The 17,887-nt window shown below is 52.5% G+C and carries 15 protein-coding genes; 11 read left to right on the top strand and 4 right to left on the bottom strand.

Annotation, left to right across the window (positions count from 1 at the left end; translation table 11 throughout):
* Positions 1 to 78: 78 nt before the first annotated feature.
* The 3 genes from K5L82_RS06115 to xseA all read right to left on the bottom strand — a co-directional run bounded on the left by K5L82_RS06115 (position 79) and on the right by xseA (position 3,932).
* A complete protein-coding gene (locus K5L82_RS06115) occupies positions 79 to 288 on the bottom strand; it encodes a cold-shock protein (RefSeq protein ID WP_114333539.1) in 210 nt (69 codons plus the stop codon).
* A gap of 306 nt (positions 289 to 594) precedes the next feature.
* Complete coding sequence (locus K5L82_RS06110) at positions 595 to 2,469, bottom strand: propionyl-CoA synthetase (protein ID WP_223133547.1); 1,875 nt, start codon at positions 2,467 to 2,469, stop codon at positions 595 to 597.
* Between the two features lie 113 nt (positions 2,470 to 2,582).
* Complete coding sequence (gene xseA / locus K5L82_RS06105) at positions 2,583 to 3,932, bottom strand: exodeoxyribonuclease VII large subunit (protein WP_223133546.1); 1,350 nt, start codon at positions 3,930 to 3,932, stop codon at positions 2,583 to 2,585.
* A 214-nt stretch (positions 3,933 to 4,146) separates the two neighbouring features.
* Between xseA and guaB the strand changes: the two genes are divergently transcribed.
* From guaB to K5L82_RS06065, 8 genes are all read left to right on the top strand, one after another.
* On the top strand, positions 4,147 to 5,610 hold the full coding sequence (gene guaB, locus K5L82_RS06100; protein WP_133005790.1) for an IMP dehydrogenase: 1,464 nt from the start codon (positions 4,147 to 4,149) through the stop codon (positions 5,608 to 5,610).
* A gap of 65 nt (positions 5,611 to 5,675) precedes the next feature.
* Entirely contained in the window at positions 5,676 to 7,253 is a 1,578-nt protein-coding gene (gene guaA, locus K5L82_RS06095) for a glutamine-hydrolyzing GMP synthase (protein ID WP_223133545.1), read from the top strand.
* 191 nt (positions 7,254 to 7,444) lie between these two features.
* Positions 7,445 to 8,059: a PEP-CTERM sorting domain-containing protein gene (locus tag K5L82_RS06090; protein WP_223133544.1), complete on the top strand. Its 615-nt coding sequence runs from the start codon at positions 7,445 to 7,447 to the stop codon at positions 8,057 to 8,059.
* A 318-nt stretch (positions 8,060 to 8,377) separates the two neighbouring features.
* Complete coding sequence (locus K5L82_RS06085; protein WP_223133543.1) at positions 8,378 to 10,447, top strand: bifunctional diguanylate cyclase/phosphodiesterase; 2,070 nt, start codon at positions 8,378 to 8,380, stop codon at positions 10,445 to 10,447.
* Between the two features lie 151 nt (positions 10,448 to 10,598).
* The gene (gene tadA, locus K5L82_RS06080; protein WP_133005786.1) at positions 10,599 to 11,102 is read left to right on the top strand and encodes a tRNA adenosine(34) deaminase TadA; all 504 of its coding nucleotides are present in this window, start codon (positions 10,599 to 10,601) and stop codon (positions 11,100 to 11,102) included.
* 6 nt (positions 11,103 to 11,108) lie between these two features.
* Entirely contained in the window at positions 11,109 to 12,098 is a 990-nt protein-coding gene (gene galE, locus K5L82_RS06075; protein ID WP_223133542.1) for a UDP-glucose 4-epimerase GalE, read from the top strand.
* Between the two features lie 32 nt (positions 12,099 to 12,130).
* Positions 12,131 to 13,477: a UDP-glucose dehydrogenase family protein gene (locus K5L82_RS06070; RefSeq protein WP_133005784.1), complete on the top strand. Its 1,347-nt coding sequence runs from the start codon at positions 12,131 to 12,133 to the stop codon at positions 13,475 to 13,477.
* A 13-nt stretch (positions 13,478 to 13,490) separates the two neighbouring features.
* Positions 13,491 to 13,913: an HIT domain-containing protein gene (locus tag K5L82_RS06065; protein ID WP_133005783.1), complete on the top strand. Its 423-nt coding sequence runs from the start codon at positions 13,491 to 13,493 to the stop codon at positions 13,911 to 13,913.
* Here the strand turns inward: K5L82_RS06065 and fabR are convergent, their stop codons facing one another.
* On the bottom strand, positions 13,914 to 14,540 hold the full coding sequence (gene fabR / locus K5L82_RS06060) for an HTH-type transcriptional repressor FabR (protein WP_133005782.1): 627 nt from the start codon (positions 14,538 to 14,540) through the stop codon (positions 13,914 to 13,916).
* Between the two features lie 195 nt (positions 14,541 to 14,735).
* Here fabR and aspS point away from each other — a divergent pair, with 195 nt between their 5' ends.
* The 3 genes from aspS to ruvA all read left to right on the top strand — a co-directional run bounded on the left by aspS (position 14,736) and on the right by ruvA (position 17,799).
* Entirely contained in the window at positions 14,736 to 16,535 is a 1,800-nt protein-coding gene (gene aspS, locus K5L82_RS06055; protein WP_223133541.1) for an aspartate--tRNA ligase, read from the top strand.
* A 73-nt stretch (positions 16,536 to 16,608) separates the two neighbouring features.
* Positions 16,609 to 17,136, top strand: a complete 528-nt coding sequence (gene ruvC, locus K5L82_RS06050; protein WP_133005780.1) for a crossover junction endodeoxyribonuclease RuvC — start codon at positions 16,609 to 16,611, stop codon at positions 17,134 to 17,136.
* Positions 17,137 to 17,169: 33 nt separating this feature from the next.
* Positions 17,170 to 17,799 (top strand): Holliday junction branch migration protein RuvA, encoded by a 630-nt coding sequence (gene ruvA / locus K5L82_RS06045; RefSeq protein ID WP_223133540.1) that lies wholly within the window; start codon positions 17,170 to 17,172, stop codon positions 17,797 to 17,799.
* The last annotated feature ends 88 nt before the right edge of the window (positions 17,800 to 17,887 follow it).

Here is a 17,887-nt window from a genome sequence, read left to right as displayed (position 1 = left end):
ACCAAAACAGCCGGCACGAATGCCGGCTGTTTTGTTCCGTCTGCCCGTGAGGGGCGTCAGGCAATCAACATAAGCCCATTATAGCGGCGTTACGTTCTCTGCCTGTGGGCCTTTCGGACCCTGAGTAACGGTGAACTGCACCTGCTGGCCTTCAGCCAGAGTGCGGAAGCCACCTGAGTTGATTGCGCTGTAGTGAACGAAAACGTCACTGCCGCCTTCCTGCTCAATAAAGCCAAAGCCTTTTGCTTCGTTGAACCATTTGACCTGGCCAGTTTTTGTATCAGACATTGATCTTTCCTGTACTTACTAAAAGGTTTGCCCTCACGGGGCCATGCATGCTGAATAATTCGGGGCGTTCTGAGGAAAGGGGCAACGAAAAGCCGGGGCAGGACGTTGAAGCACATTCGCCAAATACCGCTGCAGAATTACACAGCAATTTCAGTATAGACCGACTTTGCCGTCCGTCAATTTTTTATAGGTCGGTTTTATGATTTTTTTTGTGATAAAAAACAGGTAGTTGTATCTTTTGTCGAAACAAAGACTACCCCCAAAAGGGGTAGTCTCGCGTCTTTTCAGCGGAGGTGTGTTTGGTGATTAGTGCCTGAGTGCTGCGCTAATTTCCTCCAAAATGGCCGGATCGTCTATCGTGCTTGGCACGCTGTATTCTTCTTGATCGGCAATCTGGCGAATGACCCGCCTAAGTATTTTGCCGGATCGGGTTTTTGGCAGTCGCTCGACCACAATGGCGCGCCGGAAACAGGCAATTGCACCAATTTTTTCTCGTACCATCTCAATGAGTTCTTCTTCAAGCTCGTCAGGGTCGATGGTCGCGCCGTCTTTAATCAGTACCAAGCCAATGGGCAATTGACCTTTGAGGTCGTCATGGGCTCCCACAACGCAGCATTCTGCGATTGCTGGATGAGACGCGACCACTTCTTCCATCTCTCCGGTCGAAAGGCGGTGCCCTGCCACATTGATTACATCATCGGTTCGACCCATGATGAAAACGTAACCGTCCTCGTCAACGTAGCCGCCATCACCTGAACTGTAGTAGCCCGGAATTGGGCGTAGGTAGCTGTTCAGGAAGCGCTCGTCGTCACCCCAAACGGTCATCAGGCACCCGGGTGGCAACGGGAGCTTAACTGCAATCTGGCCTTGTTCTCCATCGGGAACGGAAGAGCCGTCCATGTTGACCACCCGCACATCAAAACCGGGTGACGGTACTGTCGAGGATCCGGGTTTGGTAGCCATCATTTCGATGCCTGCCGGGTTGCAGCAGATTGCCCAGCCGGTTTCGGTTTGCCACCAGTGGTCAAGAATGGGAAGGTTGGTGTTCTCTTTCAGCCATTCGTAGGTAGGCGGGTCCAGGCGCTCACCGGCCAGATAGATTCGTTTCAATGACGACGTGTCGTATTTTTCGAACTGAGTGGCTTCGGGGTCTTCCTTTCGAACGGCACGAAATGCCGTGGGGGCGGTGAACAGTATGTCTACCTTGTGGTCCTGTATTACCCGCCAGAAGGCTCCGGCATCGGGAGTTTTAATGGGTTTGCCTTCGTAAAGTACCGTGGTGCAGCCGGCGAACAGTGGCCCGTAAACAATGTAGCTGTGCCCAACTACCCAGCCGACATCCGAGGCTGCCCAATATACATCTCCGGGTTTCGCGTCGTAGACCAGGCTCATGCTGTACTTGAGTGCAACGGCGTGGCCGCCGTTATCCCGAACTACGCCTTTCGGTTTGCCCGTGGTGCCAGACGTGTAAAGAATATAGAGCGGATCGGTTGCTTTCACTGGCACAGGTTCGGCAGGTGTGGCGTTTGTGCACAGATCATTCCAGTCGCGATCCCGGCTGGCTTTCAGGGTGGCTTTAGCTTGGGGGCGTTGGAATACCACGCACATCTCAGGCTTGTGCCTCGATTGCTCAATGGCCTTATCGACCAACGGTTTATATTCGATTACCGTGCTGATTTCGATGCCGCAAGAGGCGGTGATAAGTGCTTTGGGGGTGGCATCGTCGATACGCACCGCCAGTTCATGAGCGGCAAACCCACCAAAGACCACCGAGTGGATAACTCCAAGGCGAGCGCAAGCCAGCATGGCAATGGCGGCTTGAGGGATCATCGGCATATAGATTATGACACGGTCGCCTTTTTGTATGCCTTGCGCTTTAAGTGCGCCCGCGAACAGTGCGACTTCGTCTCGTAATTGATTGTAGGTGTAGGTCTGCTGAGTGTTGGTTACCGGTGAGTCGTAAATAAGAGCAGCCTGATCGCCACGGCCAGCGCGGATGTTGGCGTCCAGAGCGACATCGCTGGTATTCAGGGTTCCGTCCGGGAACCATTCGCCATGACCGTTTTCGAGGGGTCGCCAGATAGTGCCGGGTGCCGAGGTCCAGTCGATGTTCTGGGCTTGATGGCGCCAGAAGTCATCACGCTGATCGATGGAACGGCGAAATGCGGAGTTGTAGCTCATAGGCTCCACCTTAGTTGAGTGATTTTTGTTTTGTGGTTGGTTTCGTCAACTTTAGGAGATTTGTGGGGCTGAGCTAGTAGACCATAGGCGTAGTACGCGGAACGGCCTTCGATTTACTGTGGTTCAACCTCTGTGACGTTTGCAGAAATATAACCCTGGCCGAATTGGGTGCGAATGGTGTCGCCTGTTGATAGTTGGCTTGCGTTTCGAACGATGCTGCCGGAATCATTTTTCACAATGGCGTAGCCCCGGCCCAGCGTAGCAAGCGGGCTGACAACGTTCAGGGTCTGCGCCTGCAACAGGAGCTTGTGTTGTTGCAGTCTCAGGTTGCGCTGTATTGCCCCTTGCATGCGCTCATTCAGCCTGATCACCTGTTCGTGCGTGCTGGTGATGAGCTTTTGCGGAGATTGGGTTCCCAGTCGCTGGGCCAGGTGGTCAGTTGCAAGCGACTGGCGCTCCAGTTTTTGTTGCATGGCCTTGCTCAGGCGCATGTCGAGTTCGTCCATGCGTTGTGCTTTATCCTGTAATTCACGGCGCGGGTCTCGCAGTCGAGCGCTAAGGTGCTGCAGGTGCTTTTCCAGCCGTTTAAACAGGCGTTGGGCCGAGTGACCTAGGCGAACCTGCTGTTCACTCAGGCGGCGAAGCCAGTCTTGTTGGTCTGGAGATATTTTCTCAGCGGCCGCTGAGGGTGTCGGGGCCCGCAAGTCAGCGACGAAGTCTGCAATGGTGACGTCTACTTCGTGGCCAACAGCGCTGACCGTGGGAATAGGGCAGCCGGCAATTGCTCTGGCTACCGCCTCCTCGTTGAAGCACCACAAGTCTTCAAGCGAGCCACCGCCCCGGCCGATGATTAAAATGTCCGCGACGTTATGCCGCTGGGCACGCTCGATGGCATTCACGATTTCAGTGGTAGCCGCCTTGCCCTGAACGGCGGTTGGATAAAGCGTCACAGGAATGGCAGGGCAGCGCCGTGCAAGTACGGTCAGGATATCGTGAATTGCCGCGCCCGTGGGGGAGGTGATCACGCCAATGTGTCTGGGAGTGTGTGGGAGTGGTTTTTTGCGGGTTGGCTCAAACAAACCTTCGGCTTGAAGCTTTGCCTTAAGTGCTTCGAACGCTTGCTGAAGAGCCCCAAGGCCGGCAGGTTCCATGTGTTCGACAATGATCTGAAAATCACCGCGGTTTTCGTACAGGGTGACCTTGCCGCGAATCCGTATTTGGTCGCCTTCGCGGGGCAGGGCGCGAATGTGCTGATTGGCGCCTCGAAACATGGCGCAGCGGATCTGACATTTTTGGTCTTTTAGGGAGAAATACCAGTGCCCCGAAGATGGCCGGGATAGCCCGGATATTTCTCCTTCCACCCACACTTGCATAAAGCTAGTTTCCAGCAGGCGGCGAGCCTGACGGTTAAGTTCGCTGACGCTCAGAGCGTGGGGGCGTGTGTCCGGGTAGGCGGGGATCAAAGTCGGGCTCCGTGGATTTTATACGCAATAGCCGAGAAGGTGACAGGTAAAAGTAACGGAAATTCAGAAAGATGCAACCTGATGGTAAGAACCCCGTGGTTTACTGTGTTCTGCCACCACTTTATAATAGATCGATTAAGGATTTTGCTCTGCTACGCCGCTGACGGTGTAGCTTAGGAACTCCCAACTTAGCATGATCAAAAGGCGGACCCAAATGCTGCGTATTGCCGAAGAAGCCCTCACGTTTGACGACGTTCTGCTTGTGCCCGGATTTTCCGAAGTGCTTCCTCATCAGGTTGAGTTAAAAACTCAGTTGACCAAGGGAATTACCCTGAATATTCCGTTGATATCTGCCGCTATGGATACGGTTACTGACGCCGAGCTGGCTGTCGCGATGGCCCAGGAAGGCGGTATCGGTATCATGCATAAGAACATGACGGTGGAGCAGCAGGCTGCTGAAGTGCGCAGGGTCAAGAAGCACGAAAGCGGTGTGGTTAAAGATCCTATTACTGTTTCGCCGGACACCACCGTTCGCGAGTTGGTTGATATCACCATGGCGAACAACATTTCCGGATTGCCGGTTGTTGACGGCAACGATCTGGTGGGCATTGTTACTGGCCGTGATATCCGCTTCGAAAGCCGGATGGACACTCCGGTTCGAGATATTATGACCAGAAAAGAAAATCTGGTGACGGTGAAAGAAGGCGCTGACCTCGTTGAGGTGAAAGAGCTACTGCACAAGCACCGCATCGAGAAGATTCTGGTTGTTAACGATAACTACGAACTTCGCGGCCTGATTACCGTTAAAGATATTCAGAAAGCAAAAGATTACCCGATGGCCTGTAAAGACGATCAAGGCCGCCTTCGGGTGGGTGCTGCGGTTAGTACCGGTGGTGATACTGAAGCACGGGTTCAGGCGTTGGTAGAGGCTGGCGTCGACGTGGTCGTTGTGGATACCGCCCATGGTCATTCCAAAGGCGTTATTGATCGCGTGCGCTGGGTTAAGGAAAACTTTCCTCAGGTGCAGGTGATTGGCGGTAACATTGCGACTTCAGATGCGGCGATTGCCTTGGCGGATGCCGGCGCGGATGCGGTTAAAGTGGGTATTGGCCCAGGTTCTATCTGTACAACACGTATTGTGGCAGGGATTGGCGTTCCCCAAATTTCAGCGGTATCCAATGTAGCGGCGGCTTTGAAAGGCCGCGGTGTCCCGCTGATCGCTGATGGCGGTGTTCGTTTCTCTGGTGATATTGCCAAAGCGGTTGCGGCGGGCGCTAACTGCGTCATGATTGGTAGCCTGCTGGCCGGTACGGATGAGGCGCCGGGCGAAATTGAATTGTTCCAAGGTCGTAGCTACAAAGCATACCGTGGCATGGGCTCCATCGGCGCTATGGGGCAGGGCTCCAGTGACCGATACTTCCAAGATGCTAGTAAAGGTATTGAAAAGTTGGTGCCGGAAGGCATTGAAGGTCGCGTTGCCTGCAAAGGTCCCATGCGCAACATTATTCATCAGCTGATTGGTGGCTTGCGTGCCTCTATGGGGTATACCGGCAGCGCGAATATCGAGGAAATGCGTACCAAACCGGAGTTTGTCCGTATTACCAATGCGGGTATGCGTGAGAGCCATGTTCATGACGTAACCATCACCAAAGAAGCTCCAAACTACCGCGTCGGTTAATTATTGCTTGATCTGACACAGCCCGGTTTCCGGGTTGTGTTGTTTCTCTTCAGCCCGAGGACTCCATGGCTCAGAACATTCACGACCACCGTATCCTGATTCTCGATTTTGGTTCCCAATACACCCAACTGATTGCTCGCCGTGTGCGGGAAATTGGCGTGTATTGCGAAGTTAAAGCTTTTGATATCACCGAAGAAGAACTCAATCACTTCAATCCAAAAGGCATCGTTTTGGCCGGCGGGCCTGAATCGGTTACCGAACTAGGTGGGCCGCGAGCGCCGGAGAACCTTTTTGATAGAGGCATTCCTGTACTCGGTATTTGCTACGGCATGCAGACCATGGCTGAGCAGTTGGGTGGGCGAGTCGCCAGCTCGGAGAAGCGCGAGTTTGGTTATGCCCAGGTTAAAGTGCGCGCGAAAGGGCCTCTGCTGAACGATATCACCGATCACCTGACGCCGGCTGGGGATTCCTTGCTGGATGTTTGGATGAGCCATGGTGATAAGGTCGTGACCATGCCTGAAGGTTTCGAGCTTCTGGCTTCCACCGAAAGCGCTCCAATCGCTGCTATGCAGGATTTGTCGCGCAATCTGTACGGTGTTCAGTTCCACCCGGAGGTTACTCACACTCTGCAAGGCAAGCGGATTTTGGAGCACTTTGTTCTCAGCATCTGTGATTGTGAAGCGTTATGGACTCCGGCCAAAATCGTAGACGATGCTGTTCGCCAAATTCGTGAGCAGGTGGGTACCGATAAGGTGCTGCTTGGTCTATCCGGTGGTGTCGATTCCTCGGTCACAGCAGCCCTGTTGCACAAAGCCATCGGTGATCAGCTGACTTGCGTGTTCGTCGATAACGGCTTGCTGCGTCTGAACGAAGGCGATCAGGTAATGGATATGTTCGGCAGCAGCATGGGCGTAAAGGTCATCCGTGCTGATGCAGAAGATCTGTTCCTGTCGAAGCTGAAAGGGGTCAGCGACCCTGAGCAAAAGCGGAAAGTGATCGGTAACACCTTTATTGACGTGTTCGATGACGAAGCTGCCAGAATTAAAGATGTGAACTGGCTGGCTCAGGGCACGATCTACCCTGACGTCATCGAGTCCGCAGCCTCGAAGACTGGTAAAGCGCATGTGATCAAGTCGCACCACAACGTGGGCGGCCTGCCAGAAACCATGAAGATGAAATTGGTTGAGCCACTGCGTGAGCTGTTCAAAGATGAAGTGCGGAGAATCGGTCTCGAGCTAGGCTTGCCTTACGATATGGTGTACCGCCATCCTTTCCCGGGGCCGGGTTTGGGTGTGCGGATTCTGGGCGAAGTTAAGAAAGAATACGCCGATATTCTGCGTCACGCCGATGCTATCTTTCTTGAGGAGCTGCATCGCGCTGACTTGTATCATAAAACCAGCCAAGCGTTTGCGGTCTTCTTGCCGGTGAGATCAGTGGGCGTGGTGGGTGATGCGCGCCGCTACGAATGGGTCGTGGCTCTGCGAGCGGTGGAGACTATCGACTTTATGACCGCTCGGTGGGCGCATTTGCCGTATGATCTGCTTGAAACGGTTTCCAACCGGATCATCAACGAAATCAGTGGTATTTCCCGGGTGACCTACGATGTGTCATCTAAGCCGCCTGCAACCATTGAATGGGAATGATCAGGTAGTAAGCATCGTACCGGTTCGTGTTGAATGATGTGTCCAATAATTTTACATGATTCCGGTGCGAACACGCTTGGATTTACATAACTGATTGAATTTAATTAAGTTTAAGTTTTGGCATGGGAAGTGCTTTCTGTGAGCGAGTGGTACTCATAGAACGAAATTGGGGGAAACCCAGGGAGCTCTTCATGCAACACTTTAAACTCGCCGTAGTACTTTTTGTTTCAATTTGTTTGCCAGGTCTAGCGAACGCTGCGCTGATTTCGGCTAGCTATCAGGTAAATCTGAACGACTCTGATCCTGGGCTGGTAGTCGACTCCGCTGACGTCGCATCAAATCCGTTTTCCTTCACGTTGAACGAAGGTGACAGCACGACCTTTAAGTTGTTCAAGATTTGGACAGATGAGTCGGCGGTCAATGGTGATGATCAGGCCGCAAAACCTATCTCCGTTGATTTTAACTTTACCTCGCCAGCACTGGTGTCTGGTTCAACAAACGGAAATACCGTCGGTAAAAAGTGGATCGGTGGACTTTTCCAGGGCGGGTACCTCTCATGGGGCGCACCGTTGCAGTTGGTGTTTGGCGCGCTTGGAGATGGCCTGTTAGAAGTAAGTCTATCTGATACCAAATTCAATAAAGGGGCCTTCGGAATTAACGATGGCGAAAAGTATGGTGCGAAGGTTAAAGCTACCATTACTCTTGTACGCGAGGCGAGCCAGGTACCAGAGCCTGGTACTTTAGGTCTGTTAGCGGCCGGTCTTTTAGGGTTTGGGTTGCGCGCCCGTCGTCGAGTGGCGAGCTAAGCGCGATTTAACAAAATAAAGAGAGTACCGTAACGGGGCCAGATGAAAATCTGGCCCCGTTTTTTGTACCTTGAGGGTCTCTTAGAGAGCGACTGTGTGCAATTCATTCAGGGCTGTCTGAGATAATTTGCCGCATGCTCTGTCAGTGATTCTGCAACTGAAATGGCCGGTGCTACACTTTAGTTGGCGCTTTGCATTATTCAGTCATTTTCCATGCTCCCCTAGAGGCTAATGGAGCATGGAAAATGTGGTTGTTTGGGGCAGAATAGGGGCGGACTGGCATTTTTGCATCCTGATGGATAACAAAAGAGTGCGGATATGGAAAACCATCGCGAAGATACAAGGGACGCTGTACGTCAGCTATTTGATAGCGTGGATGCTATCTCCGTACAAGGGTACGACCAAGAACGAAGGGTTGTTTACTGGAATGTAGGTAGTGAAAAAATATACGGCTATACCGCCGAAGAGGCGATAGGGCAAAAATTGGAAGACCTGATTATCCCGGATCATATGCGAGAAGGGGTTGTATCGTCGCACCATAACTGGGTGGTTAACGGTGTTGAAGTACCCTCCGCTGAGCTTACTTTACGAAGCAAGGGCGGCCAGGGCGTGAGTGTTTATTCAAGCCATGTCATGTTTCGGAACGCGCACGATGAATACGAAATGTATTGCATTGATGTCGATTTGGGTGAAGTGAAAAAAGCTCAGTCGCAAGCGGTCTCGAAGGAAGAGCTTCTTAAGGGTGTGTTTGAATCGATTCCCGATTTATTTTTCTTGGTGACTGAAGGCGGAAGTATTATTGATTATCACGCTGGGGATAATCGGAAGCTATACGTCCAGTATGAAAATATACTGGGTGGAAATATGGCTGATTTTCTGCCTGAAGAGGTGGCAGCTAAGTTTAGGAATTACATCGAAAAATCGATGCAAGATGATGGAGTGCTTAGCTTCGAATATTGCTTGAATCTTCCGACTGGAAAAGCTTATTTTGAAGCAAGGATCAGTCATTTGGCAGGCCAGAGGCAGCTCGTCATCATCGTTCGGGATATCACAGAGTCCCATGAGGCCGCAGAGCTGATTCGACAGCAGGCTTATTTTGATTCTCTAACCTCCATACCCAACCGTTTGTTATCACTTGATCGATTGTCGCAGATGATCAAAGAAATGGAGCGTAACGGTGAAAAAGCAGCGGTAGTGTTTCTGGATGTTGACGATTTTAAAAAGATCAATGATTCGTTAGGTCATGATGTAGGAGACAGAGTCCTCATTGAAGCGGCCAAGAGATTGAGCTCGATCGTCCGGGACTCTGATACGGTGGGACGATTAGGCGGTGATGAGTTCATTGTTTTGTTGGGGTCCTTGGCCGAAAGCTTTGATGCTGTCGATGTTGTTGAGAAGCTGCTGAATGCCTTCAGAGAACCCTTCAGAATCGACGCTAGAGAGTTAATCCTAACCATCAGTATTGGCGTTTCGATTTACCCCGATAATGGTACAAGCGCGACTGAGCTGTTGCGAAACGCCGATGCCGCAATGTATCAATCCAAAGAGCGGGGGCGGAATACCTATTCGTTTTTCACGAAGCAAATGAATGAGATGATTTTGCGCAGACTGGAAATCGAAGCACAATTATATGGAGCGTTGGAGCGTAACGAGTTCGAGGTTTACTATCAGCCGAAAATCAGCTTGAAAGACCGTAAAGTTATGGGTGCCGAGGCGTTGCTTCGGTGGAATAACCCTTTGTTGGGGCAGGTTACACCTGATGAGTTTATACCCATTGCCGAGCATACCGGGTTGATTGTCCCTATTGGAAAGTTTGTGCTCGCTCGGGCACTGGCTTTTTTGAGCGAATGGGGGATGGCTCATCGGCAAGAATACACCGTGGCAGTCAACCTTTCGCCACGGCAGTTCAGAGATAAGGACTTCGTTGATTTTGTGAAAGAATGCCTTGGTTCATCGAATGTTTCACCTGAGCGCTTGGAGTTTGAAATTACCGAAGGTGTGTTAATGATAAGGCAGTCCTGTGTGGATGAACTGCTGTCGGCTTTGCACGCTTTGGGAGTGAAGTTGTCGATGGATGACTTCGGAACCGGGTATTCATCGTTAAGCTACCTCAGGCAATACGACTTTGATCTTCTGAAAATAGACCGCAGTTTCGTCAGTGGTATCACAGCGAACAAAGAGGATCGTGATCTAGTAACGGCGACCATCGCGATGGCTCACAGCTTAAATCTGGACGTTGTAGCCGAAGGTGTTGAAACGAGTGAGCAGCTTACACTTTTAAATGAGCTAGGTTGTGATGTGGCGCAGGGTTATTATTTCAGCAAACCCATTTGTTCACTTGAGATGTTGGCATTCAATTTAAAAGAACGCTTCAAGACCGATTGCTGAAACCGTGAGCTGAGCGCCCCATTATTAATGAGCTGGTTTTGCAGTGTGCGGTCGAGCCGGTGTTGGTTGGAGAACGGAATAGTGGTATTTTCGCGTTGTTGATTGGCCCGCTAATGCGATTTTTTAAGCCCCGCTCATACGAACTTCGTTTATGTCCGATGTACATGCCCTTGATGAATACTGGATGGCTCGCGCTTTGTCGCTGGCTGCTAAAGCGGCTCAGATCGATGAGGTTCCGGTCGGTGCGATTGTCGTTCGCGATGGCCGAGAGTTGGGGGTAGGTTATAATGCGCCTATTACCGGGTGCGACCCGACAGCCCATGCAGAGGTGCGTGCTTTGCGCGATGCCGCTGCCAGAGCAGGAAACTACCGGCTCAGTGGAGCTACGCTTTACGTTACTCTAGAGCCCTGTACCATGTGTGTAGGTGCTATCGTGCATAGCAGAGTAAGCCGCATTGTTTACGGTGCGCTAGAGCCTAAAGCCGGTGCCGTTGAATCGGCACGGCGGACCCTTGAGGAGCCTTTTCTCAACTGGCAAGTCGAGACGGTCGGTGGGGTTCTTGCCGATGAATGCGGGCGAATGATCAGTGACTTTTTCAGCCGCCGGCGGAATGAAATCCGTCGTCAGCGTAAACAATATTCAGGGAAGGAGTAATTCCGCGTGAAAGTACTTGTGACTGGCGGTGCCGGCTATATCGGCAGCCACGTTGTTCGTCAGCTGGCCGAGGCCGGCCATGACATCGTGGTGTTTGATAACCTGTCTACGGGCTACCGGTGGGCGGTGACGGCCGGTGAGTTAGTGGTAGGAGATCTTTGCGATGAAGACGCCGTTGAAGCGGTGTTCGCCGCTCACGATTTTGAGGCCATTTTGCACTTTGCAGCGAATATTGTGGTGCCTGAATCGGTCAGCAATCCCCTGAAGTACTACGGTAACAATACGCGGAACACTCTGAATCTGCTCAAGGCAATTGAGCGCCATAAAACACCATATATGGTGTTTTCATCGACTGCGGCGGTGTACGGAATGCCGGAACAGACGGTGCTAACGGAAGATTTGCCATTGGCCCCGATCAATCCCTATGGCGCATCGAAAATGATGAGCGAGCGGATGATCATGGATCTGGCCGCCGCTTCCAGCCTAAATTATGTGGTCTTGCGATACTTCAACGTTGCGGGTGCGAACCCGGATGGCCTGCTGGGGCAGGCAACGCCTGAAGCGACGCACCTCATCAAAGTGGCTTGTGAGTGTGTAACCGGACAGCGTCAAGGCATGAGTGTTTTCGGCACCGACTACGAAACCCGCGATGGCACCTGTGTGCGTGACTATATTCATGTAGAGGACCTGGCCAAAGCTCACGTGATGGCACTGAGTTACATGGCAGGAGGTGGTGAGTCTCAGGTACTTAACTGTGGCTATGGCAGCGGCTTCACCGTCAGCGAAGTGATCGATGTGGTGAAGGAAGAGTCCGGAGTCGATTTCCCCGTTGAAGAAACCGGTCGGCGAGCAGGCGATCCGGCAGCACTCATGGCAGATAATGCCAGAATCAAGCGAGTATTAGGTTGGCAGCCCGATTACGATGATCTCAATACCATCGTGCGAACTGCGTTGGCGTGGGAAAAGATCTGGCTTCAGAAAAAAGCGGCGAAATAACGCTTTAACCTATTGTTTTCGGGAAAGACTTCATGAAGATTACGATTTTTGGAACGGGTTATGTCGGTCTGGTGACGGGCGCCTGTTTGGCGGATGTCGGGCACGATGTGTTGTGCATGGACATTGATGAGGGCAAGATCCGCAAGCTCAAAAACGGGCAGATTCCCATCTATGAGCCGGGCCTTGAGTCGATCGTTAAACATACATTTGAAGCTGGTCGCTTATCTTTTACCACCGATGTTGAAGAGGCGGTTAGGCACGGCACTTTGCAGTTCATCGCGGTCGGTACGCCTCCGGATGAAGACGGTTCAGCAGACCTACAGTATGTGCTGGCAGTGGCGAAATCGATCGGCCAGTACATGGATGAATACAAAGTTGTGGTCGATAAGTCTACGGTACCCGTAGGCACCGGTGACAAGGTGAAAAGTGCGGTTCGTGCGCAACTGGACAAGCGCGGGCTTGAGCTGGAGTTCGATGTTGTCTCGAACCCAGAGTTTCTAAAAGAAGGTGCGGCCATTAACGACTTTATGAAGCCGGACCGCATCGTGATTGGCACCGACAGCGAGCAAGCGGCGGATTTGCTGCGTGAAGTGTATTACCCGTTTAACCGGAACCGAGATCGTATGATCTTTATGGATATCCGGTCCGCGGAATTGACCAAATATGCTGCGAACTCCATGTTGGCCACTAAAATCAGCTTCATGAACGAGATGTCTAATCTGGCTGAACGATTGGGTGCTGATATTGAAGCTGTCCGTCGCGGGATTGGTTCTGATCCGCGCATCGGCTACCACTTTATCTACCCAGGTTGTGGTTACGGCGGCTCCTGTTTCCCGAAGGATGTTCAGGCACTCGCCCGAACCGCCCGAGATTGCGATTACGAATCCAAATTGTTGAATGCGGTCGAAGCCGTGAATTACGCCCAGAAGCATGTGTTGTTTGACAAAATCAGTCACTACTTTCAGGGCGCTTTGGAAGGTAAAGTTGTCGCGCTTTGGGGCTTGGCATTCAAACCGAATACGGATGATATGCGTGAGGCGTCATCCCGAACGTTGATGGAAAGTTTGTGGAAAGTGGGTGCGAAGATTCAGGCTTTTGATCCGGAAGCGATGAACGAAACTCAGCGTATCTATGGCGACCATGACGGACTGACTTTATGCGGTACCAAAGAACAGGCACTGAAGGGAGCTGACGTGTTGGTGATTTGCACCGAGTGGAAAGAGTTCCGTTCGCCTGACTTTGATGCCATTGCCGGCACGCTGAAAGAGCCGGCAGTGTTTGACGGTCGTAATCTGTATGAACCAGAAATGCTAGAGCGTTATGGTCTCACTTATTACGCCATAGGGCGTGGTCAAAACCAGTTTCATTCGGCGAGCTGATTGAGGGCAAGCCATGTTTGAACTCCATGAACGACTCGCGGCCGACACCCATAGCTTGGGTCAGTCGGCTCTGTGCGAAGTGCGGTTAATGAACGATCGCACTTGGCCGTGGATTATTCTGGTGCCGGCTGTGTCTGGTATTCGGGAAATCTATCAGCTTACGGCCGATCAACAGATGCAATTGTTGAAAGAATCGTCGGCATTGAGTAAAGGGATGATGGAGCTCTTTGGGGGCGACAAGATGAACGTGGCGGCACTGGGTAATATGGTGCCGCAACTACATCTTCATCATATTGTCCGGTTTCAGGATGATCCGGCTTGGCCGGGGCCCGTATGGGGCGCGCAGGCATCAGTGCCTTACGGTGATGAAGAACTAAGGCGTGTCACTGAAAAGCTCCAGCCGGTCCTCGAGTTATTGGCGTTACCCTGTATCTGATTATTCCCGACCCTGTTGCCACTGAGCCAGGGTTTGGGATCCTACCAATATCATTCTCAGTTCGATTTTCAGTTTTGCCTTAAGCTCTTCACGCTCTTTGGGTGTGGCATCCAAGGCTTCCGCACCTTGATTGAACACCAGTGTGACCATGGCTTCAGCTACGATTCGGGCATCTGAAATTAGCTTGTTCTGTTCTTCTGCGAAGCGGCGCAAGTCAGCCGCCAATTCTGTAACAAAATGCTCGATCTCGGCTTTTACTGCGGTACGGAAAGGTTTGGACACACCGGTTCGCTCCCGCAACATCAAACGGAACAAGTTGGCGTTGTTGCCAAGGTACTCCATAAAGGTATCCACCGACGTGGAGATGGCACTTCCATCCCGCACGATGCGCTTCCGCGCTTGACGCATCAGTTGGCGAAGCGCAACGCCGCCTTCGTCCACGAGTGCCAGGCCCAATTCGTCCAGTTCAGAGAAGTGCCGGTAAAACGAGGTGGGGGCAATGCCGGCTTCACGGGCCACTTCGCGTAAACTCAAACTGCCAAAGCCCCGGTCTGCACTCAGTTGCGCGAGGGCGGCATCCATCAGTGCCCGTCGGGTTTTTAGTTTTTGCTCTGCTCTGGTGGCCAAAACGGCTGCTCCAATTGCGGCTAAAGACGGCCATTCTAGCCGCCTGTCTCCATAGAGTCATCAGAGTGTCTTAAATGCGTTCTTGTACGCCTGATTTTCGGCGTCATTGTGTTTATAATGGGCGGCTTTTCACCTTGTCCGCCGCCTGACGCGGGACACAACGCACACATTCAGACAGAAACTACGGGAACCGGTATGCGCAGTCATTATTGCGGTGGGATCAACGAATCTCACATTGATCAGGAAGTTACACTCTGTGGATGGGTACATCGCCGCCGTGACCACGGTGGGGTTATATTCCTGGATCTGCGGGACCGGGATGGCATTTCTCAGGTCGTTGTTGACCCGGATACCGAAGAAAGCTTTGCTCTGGCTGAAAAAGTTCGCAGCGAATACGTTGTCAAAGTAACCGGTCGCGTGCGTCGTCGCCCTGCCGGAACAGAAAACGACAATATGCCGACTGGTCAAGTGGAGCTGTTGGGTAAAGAGCTGGTTATTCTGAATGCTGCAGCCACGCCTCCCTTCCCGCTGGACGAGCACGTCGACGTGGGTGAAGACGTTCGCCTGCGCTACCGCTTTATCGACCTGCGTCGTCCGGAAATGATCAATCGCTTGCGTTTCCGCTCTCGGGTAACCAGCTACATTCGTAACTTCCTGGACAGCCGCGGCTTTATGGATGTGGAAACGCCCATCCTGACTCGTGCAACCCCGGAAGGTGCTCGTGACTACTTGGTGCCGAGCCGCACCCATGACGGTTCCTTCTTCGCGCTGCCTCAGTCTCCGCAGCTGTTCAAGCAGATGTTGATGGTGTCTGGTGTTGATCGCTACTACCAGATCGCCAAGTGCTTCCGAGACGAAGACCTTCGTGCAGATCGTCAGCCAGAGTTTACTCAAGTGGATATCGAGGCTTCTTTTGTTGATGAAGAAAGCCTGATGAACCTGAACGAAGACATGATCCGCACTCTGTTCAAAGACGTGCTGGACGTTGAGCTTCCTGAGTTTCCGCGCATGCCATACGCTGAAGCGATGCATCGCTACGGCAGCGATAAGCCGGATCTGCGTATCCCGCTGGAACTTCAGGACGTGAACGATCTGGTTGAAAGCGTCGACTTCAAAGTTTTCGCCGGCCCCGCCAAAGATCCAAAAGGCCGTGTGGCCGCGCTGCGTGTACCGAAAGGTGGCGAACTGAGCCGTAAGCAGATTGACGAGTACACCAAGTTCGTCGGCATCTACGGTGCTAAAGGTCTGGCTTACATCAAGGTCAACGAATTGGCCAAGGGCGTCGAGGGCTTGCAGTCTCCGATCGTTAAGTTCCTGGGTGACGACGTTGCCATGGCGATTATGGAGCGCGTAGGTGCGGAAGACGGCGACATTGTATTCTTCGGTGCTGATAAAACTACCGTTGTGAACGAGGCCTTGGGTGCACTGCGTATTAAGGTTGGCCATGACCTGAACATGCTGACCTGTGAATGGGCGCCCATGTGGGTGGTTGATTTCCCGATGTTTGAGGAAACGTCCGACGGCGGCCTCACGGCTATCCACCACCCGTTCACCGCACCTTCGTGCACCCCAGAAGAGCTGACGGCTGATCCGGCAAACGCTCTGTCACGTGCATACGACATGGTGTTAAATGGTACTGAGTTGGGTGGTGGTTCTATCCGTATCCACGACGGCGCTATGCAGGACACCGTATTCCGCATTCTGGGTATTGGTGAAGAAGAAGCCCGAGCGAAGTTCGGCTTCTTGCTGGATGCGTTGAAGTTCGGTTGCCCGCCACACGGTGGTCTGGCCTTTGGTCTGGACCGTCTGGTGATGTTGATGACCGGCTCTGCTTCTATCCGTGACGTAATCGCGTTCCCGAAAACCCAGAGCGCCACTTGCTTGATGACTCAGGCGCCAGGGGAAGTGGACGAGAAGCAGTTGAAAGAGCTGCACATCCGCTTGCGACGGTCAGCCAAAGCCGCTGATGGCGGTAAAGCTGAAGACAAAGCGTAAGTGTACACGACGAGAGGCGGCTTCGGTCGCCTCTTTGTTTTGGTGATCCTCTCGCAGAGTTGAGGGTAGTCGGATGCCAATCATTCTGGGCGTAGACCCCGGTTCCAGAATTACCGGTTATGGAATTATCCGAGTGGATGGTCGCCAGACCGAATATCTTGATAGTGGCTGCATCCGGGTGGGGCAAAAGCCCATGGCCGAACGGTTGCAAACCATCTTTCAGAGCCTTGCAGTGTTGATTGGTGAGTATCGCCCGGAAGAGTTTGCTATCGAGCAAGTGTTCATGGCGCGCAATCCGGATTCTGCACTTAAGTTGGGGCAAGCGAGAGGGGCGGCAATTGTCAGCGCAGCCAACAGCGGCTTGGCGGTTCATGAGTATTCTGCAAGGCAGGTTAAGCAGGCAGTTGTGGGGACTGGCGGTGCCGATAAGTCTCAGGTGCAACATATGGTTCAGGCGTTGCTGGGATTGTCCCGAAAACCGCAAGAAGATGCAGCTGATGCACTTGCCATTGCTCTGTGTCATGCCCACATGAATCAGAGCACACTGAAGCTTGCCGGAGTTGGCGGCAAAGTTCGAGGCGGTCGCGCCCGCCGACAATAAACAAAGATTGATGAAAGCCAGAGGAGACGGGCTTTGATAGGTCGTATTCGAGGTTTGCTGCTTGAGAAGACGCCGGGTCAGGCGCTGGTGGAATGCGCCGGGCTTGGCTATGAAGTCGATATTCCTTACACCACGTTCTTTCACCTGCCCGACACCGGCCAAGAGGTGACGCTCCATACCCATTTTGCTGTCCGTGAAGACGCACAAAGTCTCTTCGGGTTCACTTCTTTGCTTGATCGTAATCTGTTTCGGTTATTGATTAAGGTGAACGGCGTGGGGCCGAAAATGGCCATTGGTATTTTGTCAGGGCTGGATGCGCAGCAGTTTATTCAGTGTGTGGAAGCACGGGATGTCAACGCGCTGGTAAAGTTACCGGGCGTTGGCAAGAAAACCGCTGAGCGTTTGTTGATTGATATGACAGACCGCATCAAACAGTTGGAAGGGCTGTTCGCCCCTTCAATGCCGGGGCAATTGGTCGGCGGAGCAGTCAGCAGCTCGCCTGCAGCGGTACCGGACCCCCGGGAGGAGGCAGAAGCGGCCCTGATCGCGTTGGGCTACAAACCACAGGAAGCGGCAAAAGCCATCAGCAAAGTGGCAGAGTCAGGTATGAACAGCGAACAGTTAATAAGGCTTGCACTGCGAAACATGATTCCAGCCGGGTAAGCCCGGCTTTTTTGTGTCGTATGATGACACTAATGTGTATAGAGCTTAACGTGACTCAGCCCGAGCCCTTTGTACAATTAGGGCACAT

It is taken from the genome of Marinobacter sp. AL4B, assembly GCF_019916045.1.
Lineage (GTDB): Bacteria > Pseudomonadota > Gammaproteobacteria > Pseudomonadales > Oleiphilaceae > Marinobacter.
Note: the sequence above shows the minus strand (reverse complement) of the source record. Positions and strands in the feature narration are given on the sequence as shown.

What these genes read in the sequence shown, in the direction of transcription:
- K5L82_RS06115 (WP_114333539.1), bottom strand. Translation starts at nt 288, where the DNA reads ATGTCTGATACAAAAACTGGCCAGGTCAAATGGTTCAACGAAGCAAAA.
- K5L82_RS06110 (WP_223133547.1), bottom strand. Translation starts at nt 2,469, where the DNA reads ATGAGCTACAACTCCGCATTTCGCCGTTCCATCGATCAGCGTGATGAC.
- guaB (WP_133005790.1), top strand. Translation starts at nt 4,147, where the DNA reads ATGCTGCGTATTGCCGAAGAAGCCCTCACGTTTGACGACGTTCTGCTT.
- guaA (WP_223133545.1), top strand. Translation starts at nt 5,676, where the DNA reads ATGGCTCAGAACATTCACGACCACCGTATCCTGATTCTCGATTTTGGT.
- K5L82_RS06090 (WP_223133544.1), top strand. Translation starts at nt 7,445, where the DNA reads ATGCAACACTTTAAACTCGCCGTAGTACTTTTTGTTTCAATTTGTTTG.
- K5L82_RS06085 (WP_223133543.1), top strand. Translation starts at nt 8,378, where the DNA reads ATGGAAAACCATCGCGAAGATACAAGGGACGCTGTACGTCAGCTATTT.
- tadA (WP_133005786.1), top strand. Translation starts at nt 10,599, where the DNA reads ATGTCCGATGTACATGCCCTTGATGAATACTGGATGGCTCGCGCTTTG.
- K5L82_RS06070 (WP_133005784.1), top strand. Translation starts at nt 12,131, where the DNA reads ATGAAGATTACGATTTTTGGAACGGGTTATGTCGGTCTGGTGACGGGC.
- K5L82_RS06065 (WP_133005783.1), top strand. Translation starts at nt 13,491, where the DNA reads ATGTTTGAACTCCATGAACGACTCGCGGCCGACACCCATAGCTTGGGT.
- aspS (WP_223133541.1), top strand. Translation starts at nt 14,736, where the DNA reads ATGCGCAGTCATTATTGCGGTGGGATCAACGAATCTCACATTGATCAG.
- ruvC (WP_133005780.1), top strand. Translation starts at nt 16,609, where the DNA reads ATGCCAATCATTCTGGGCGTAGACCCCGGTTCCAGAATTACCGGTTAT.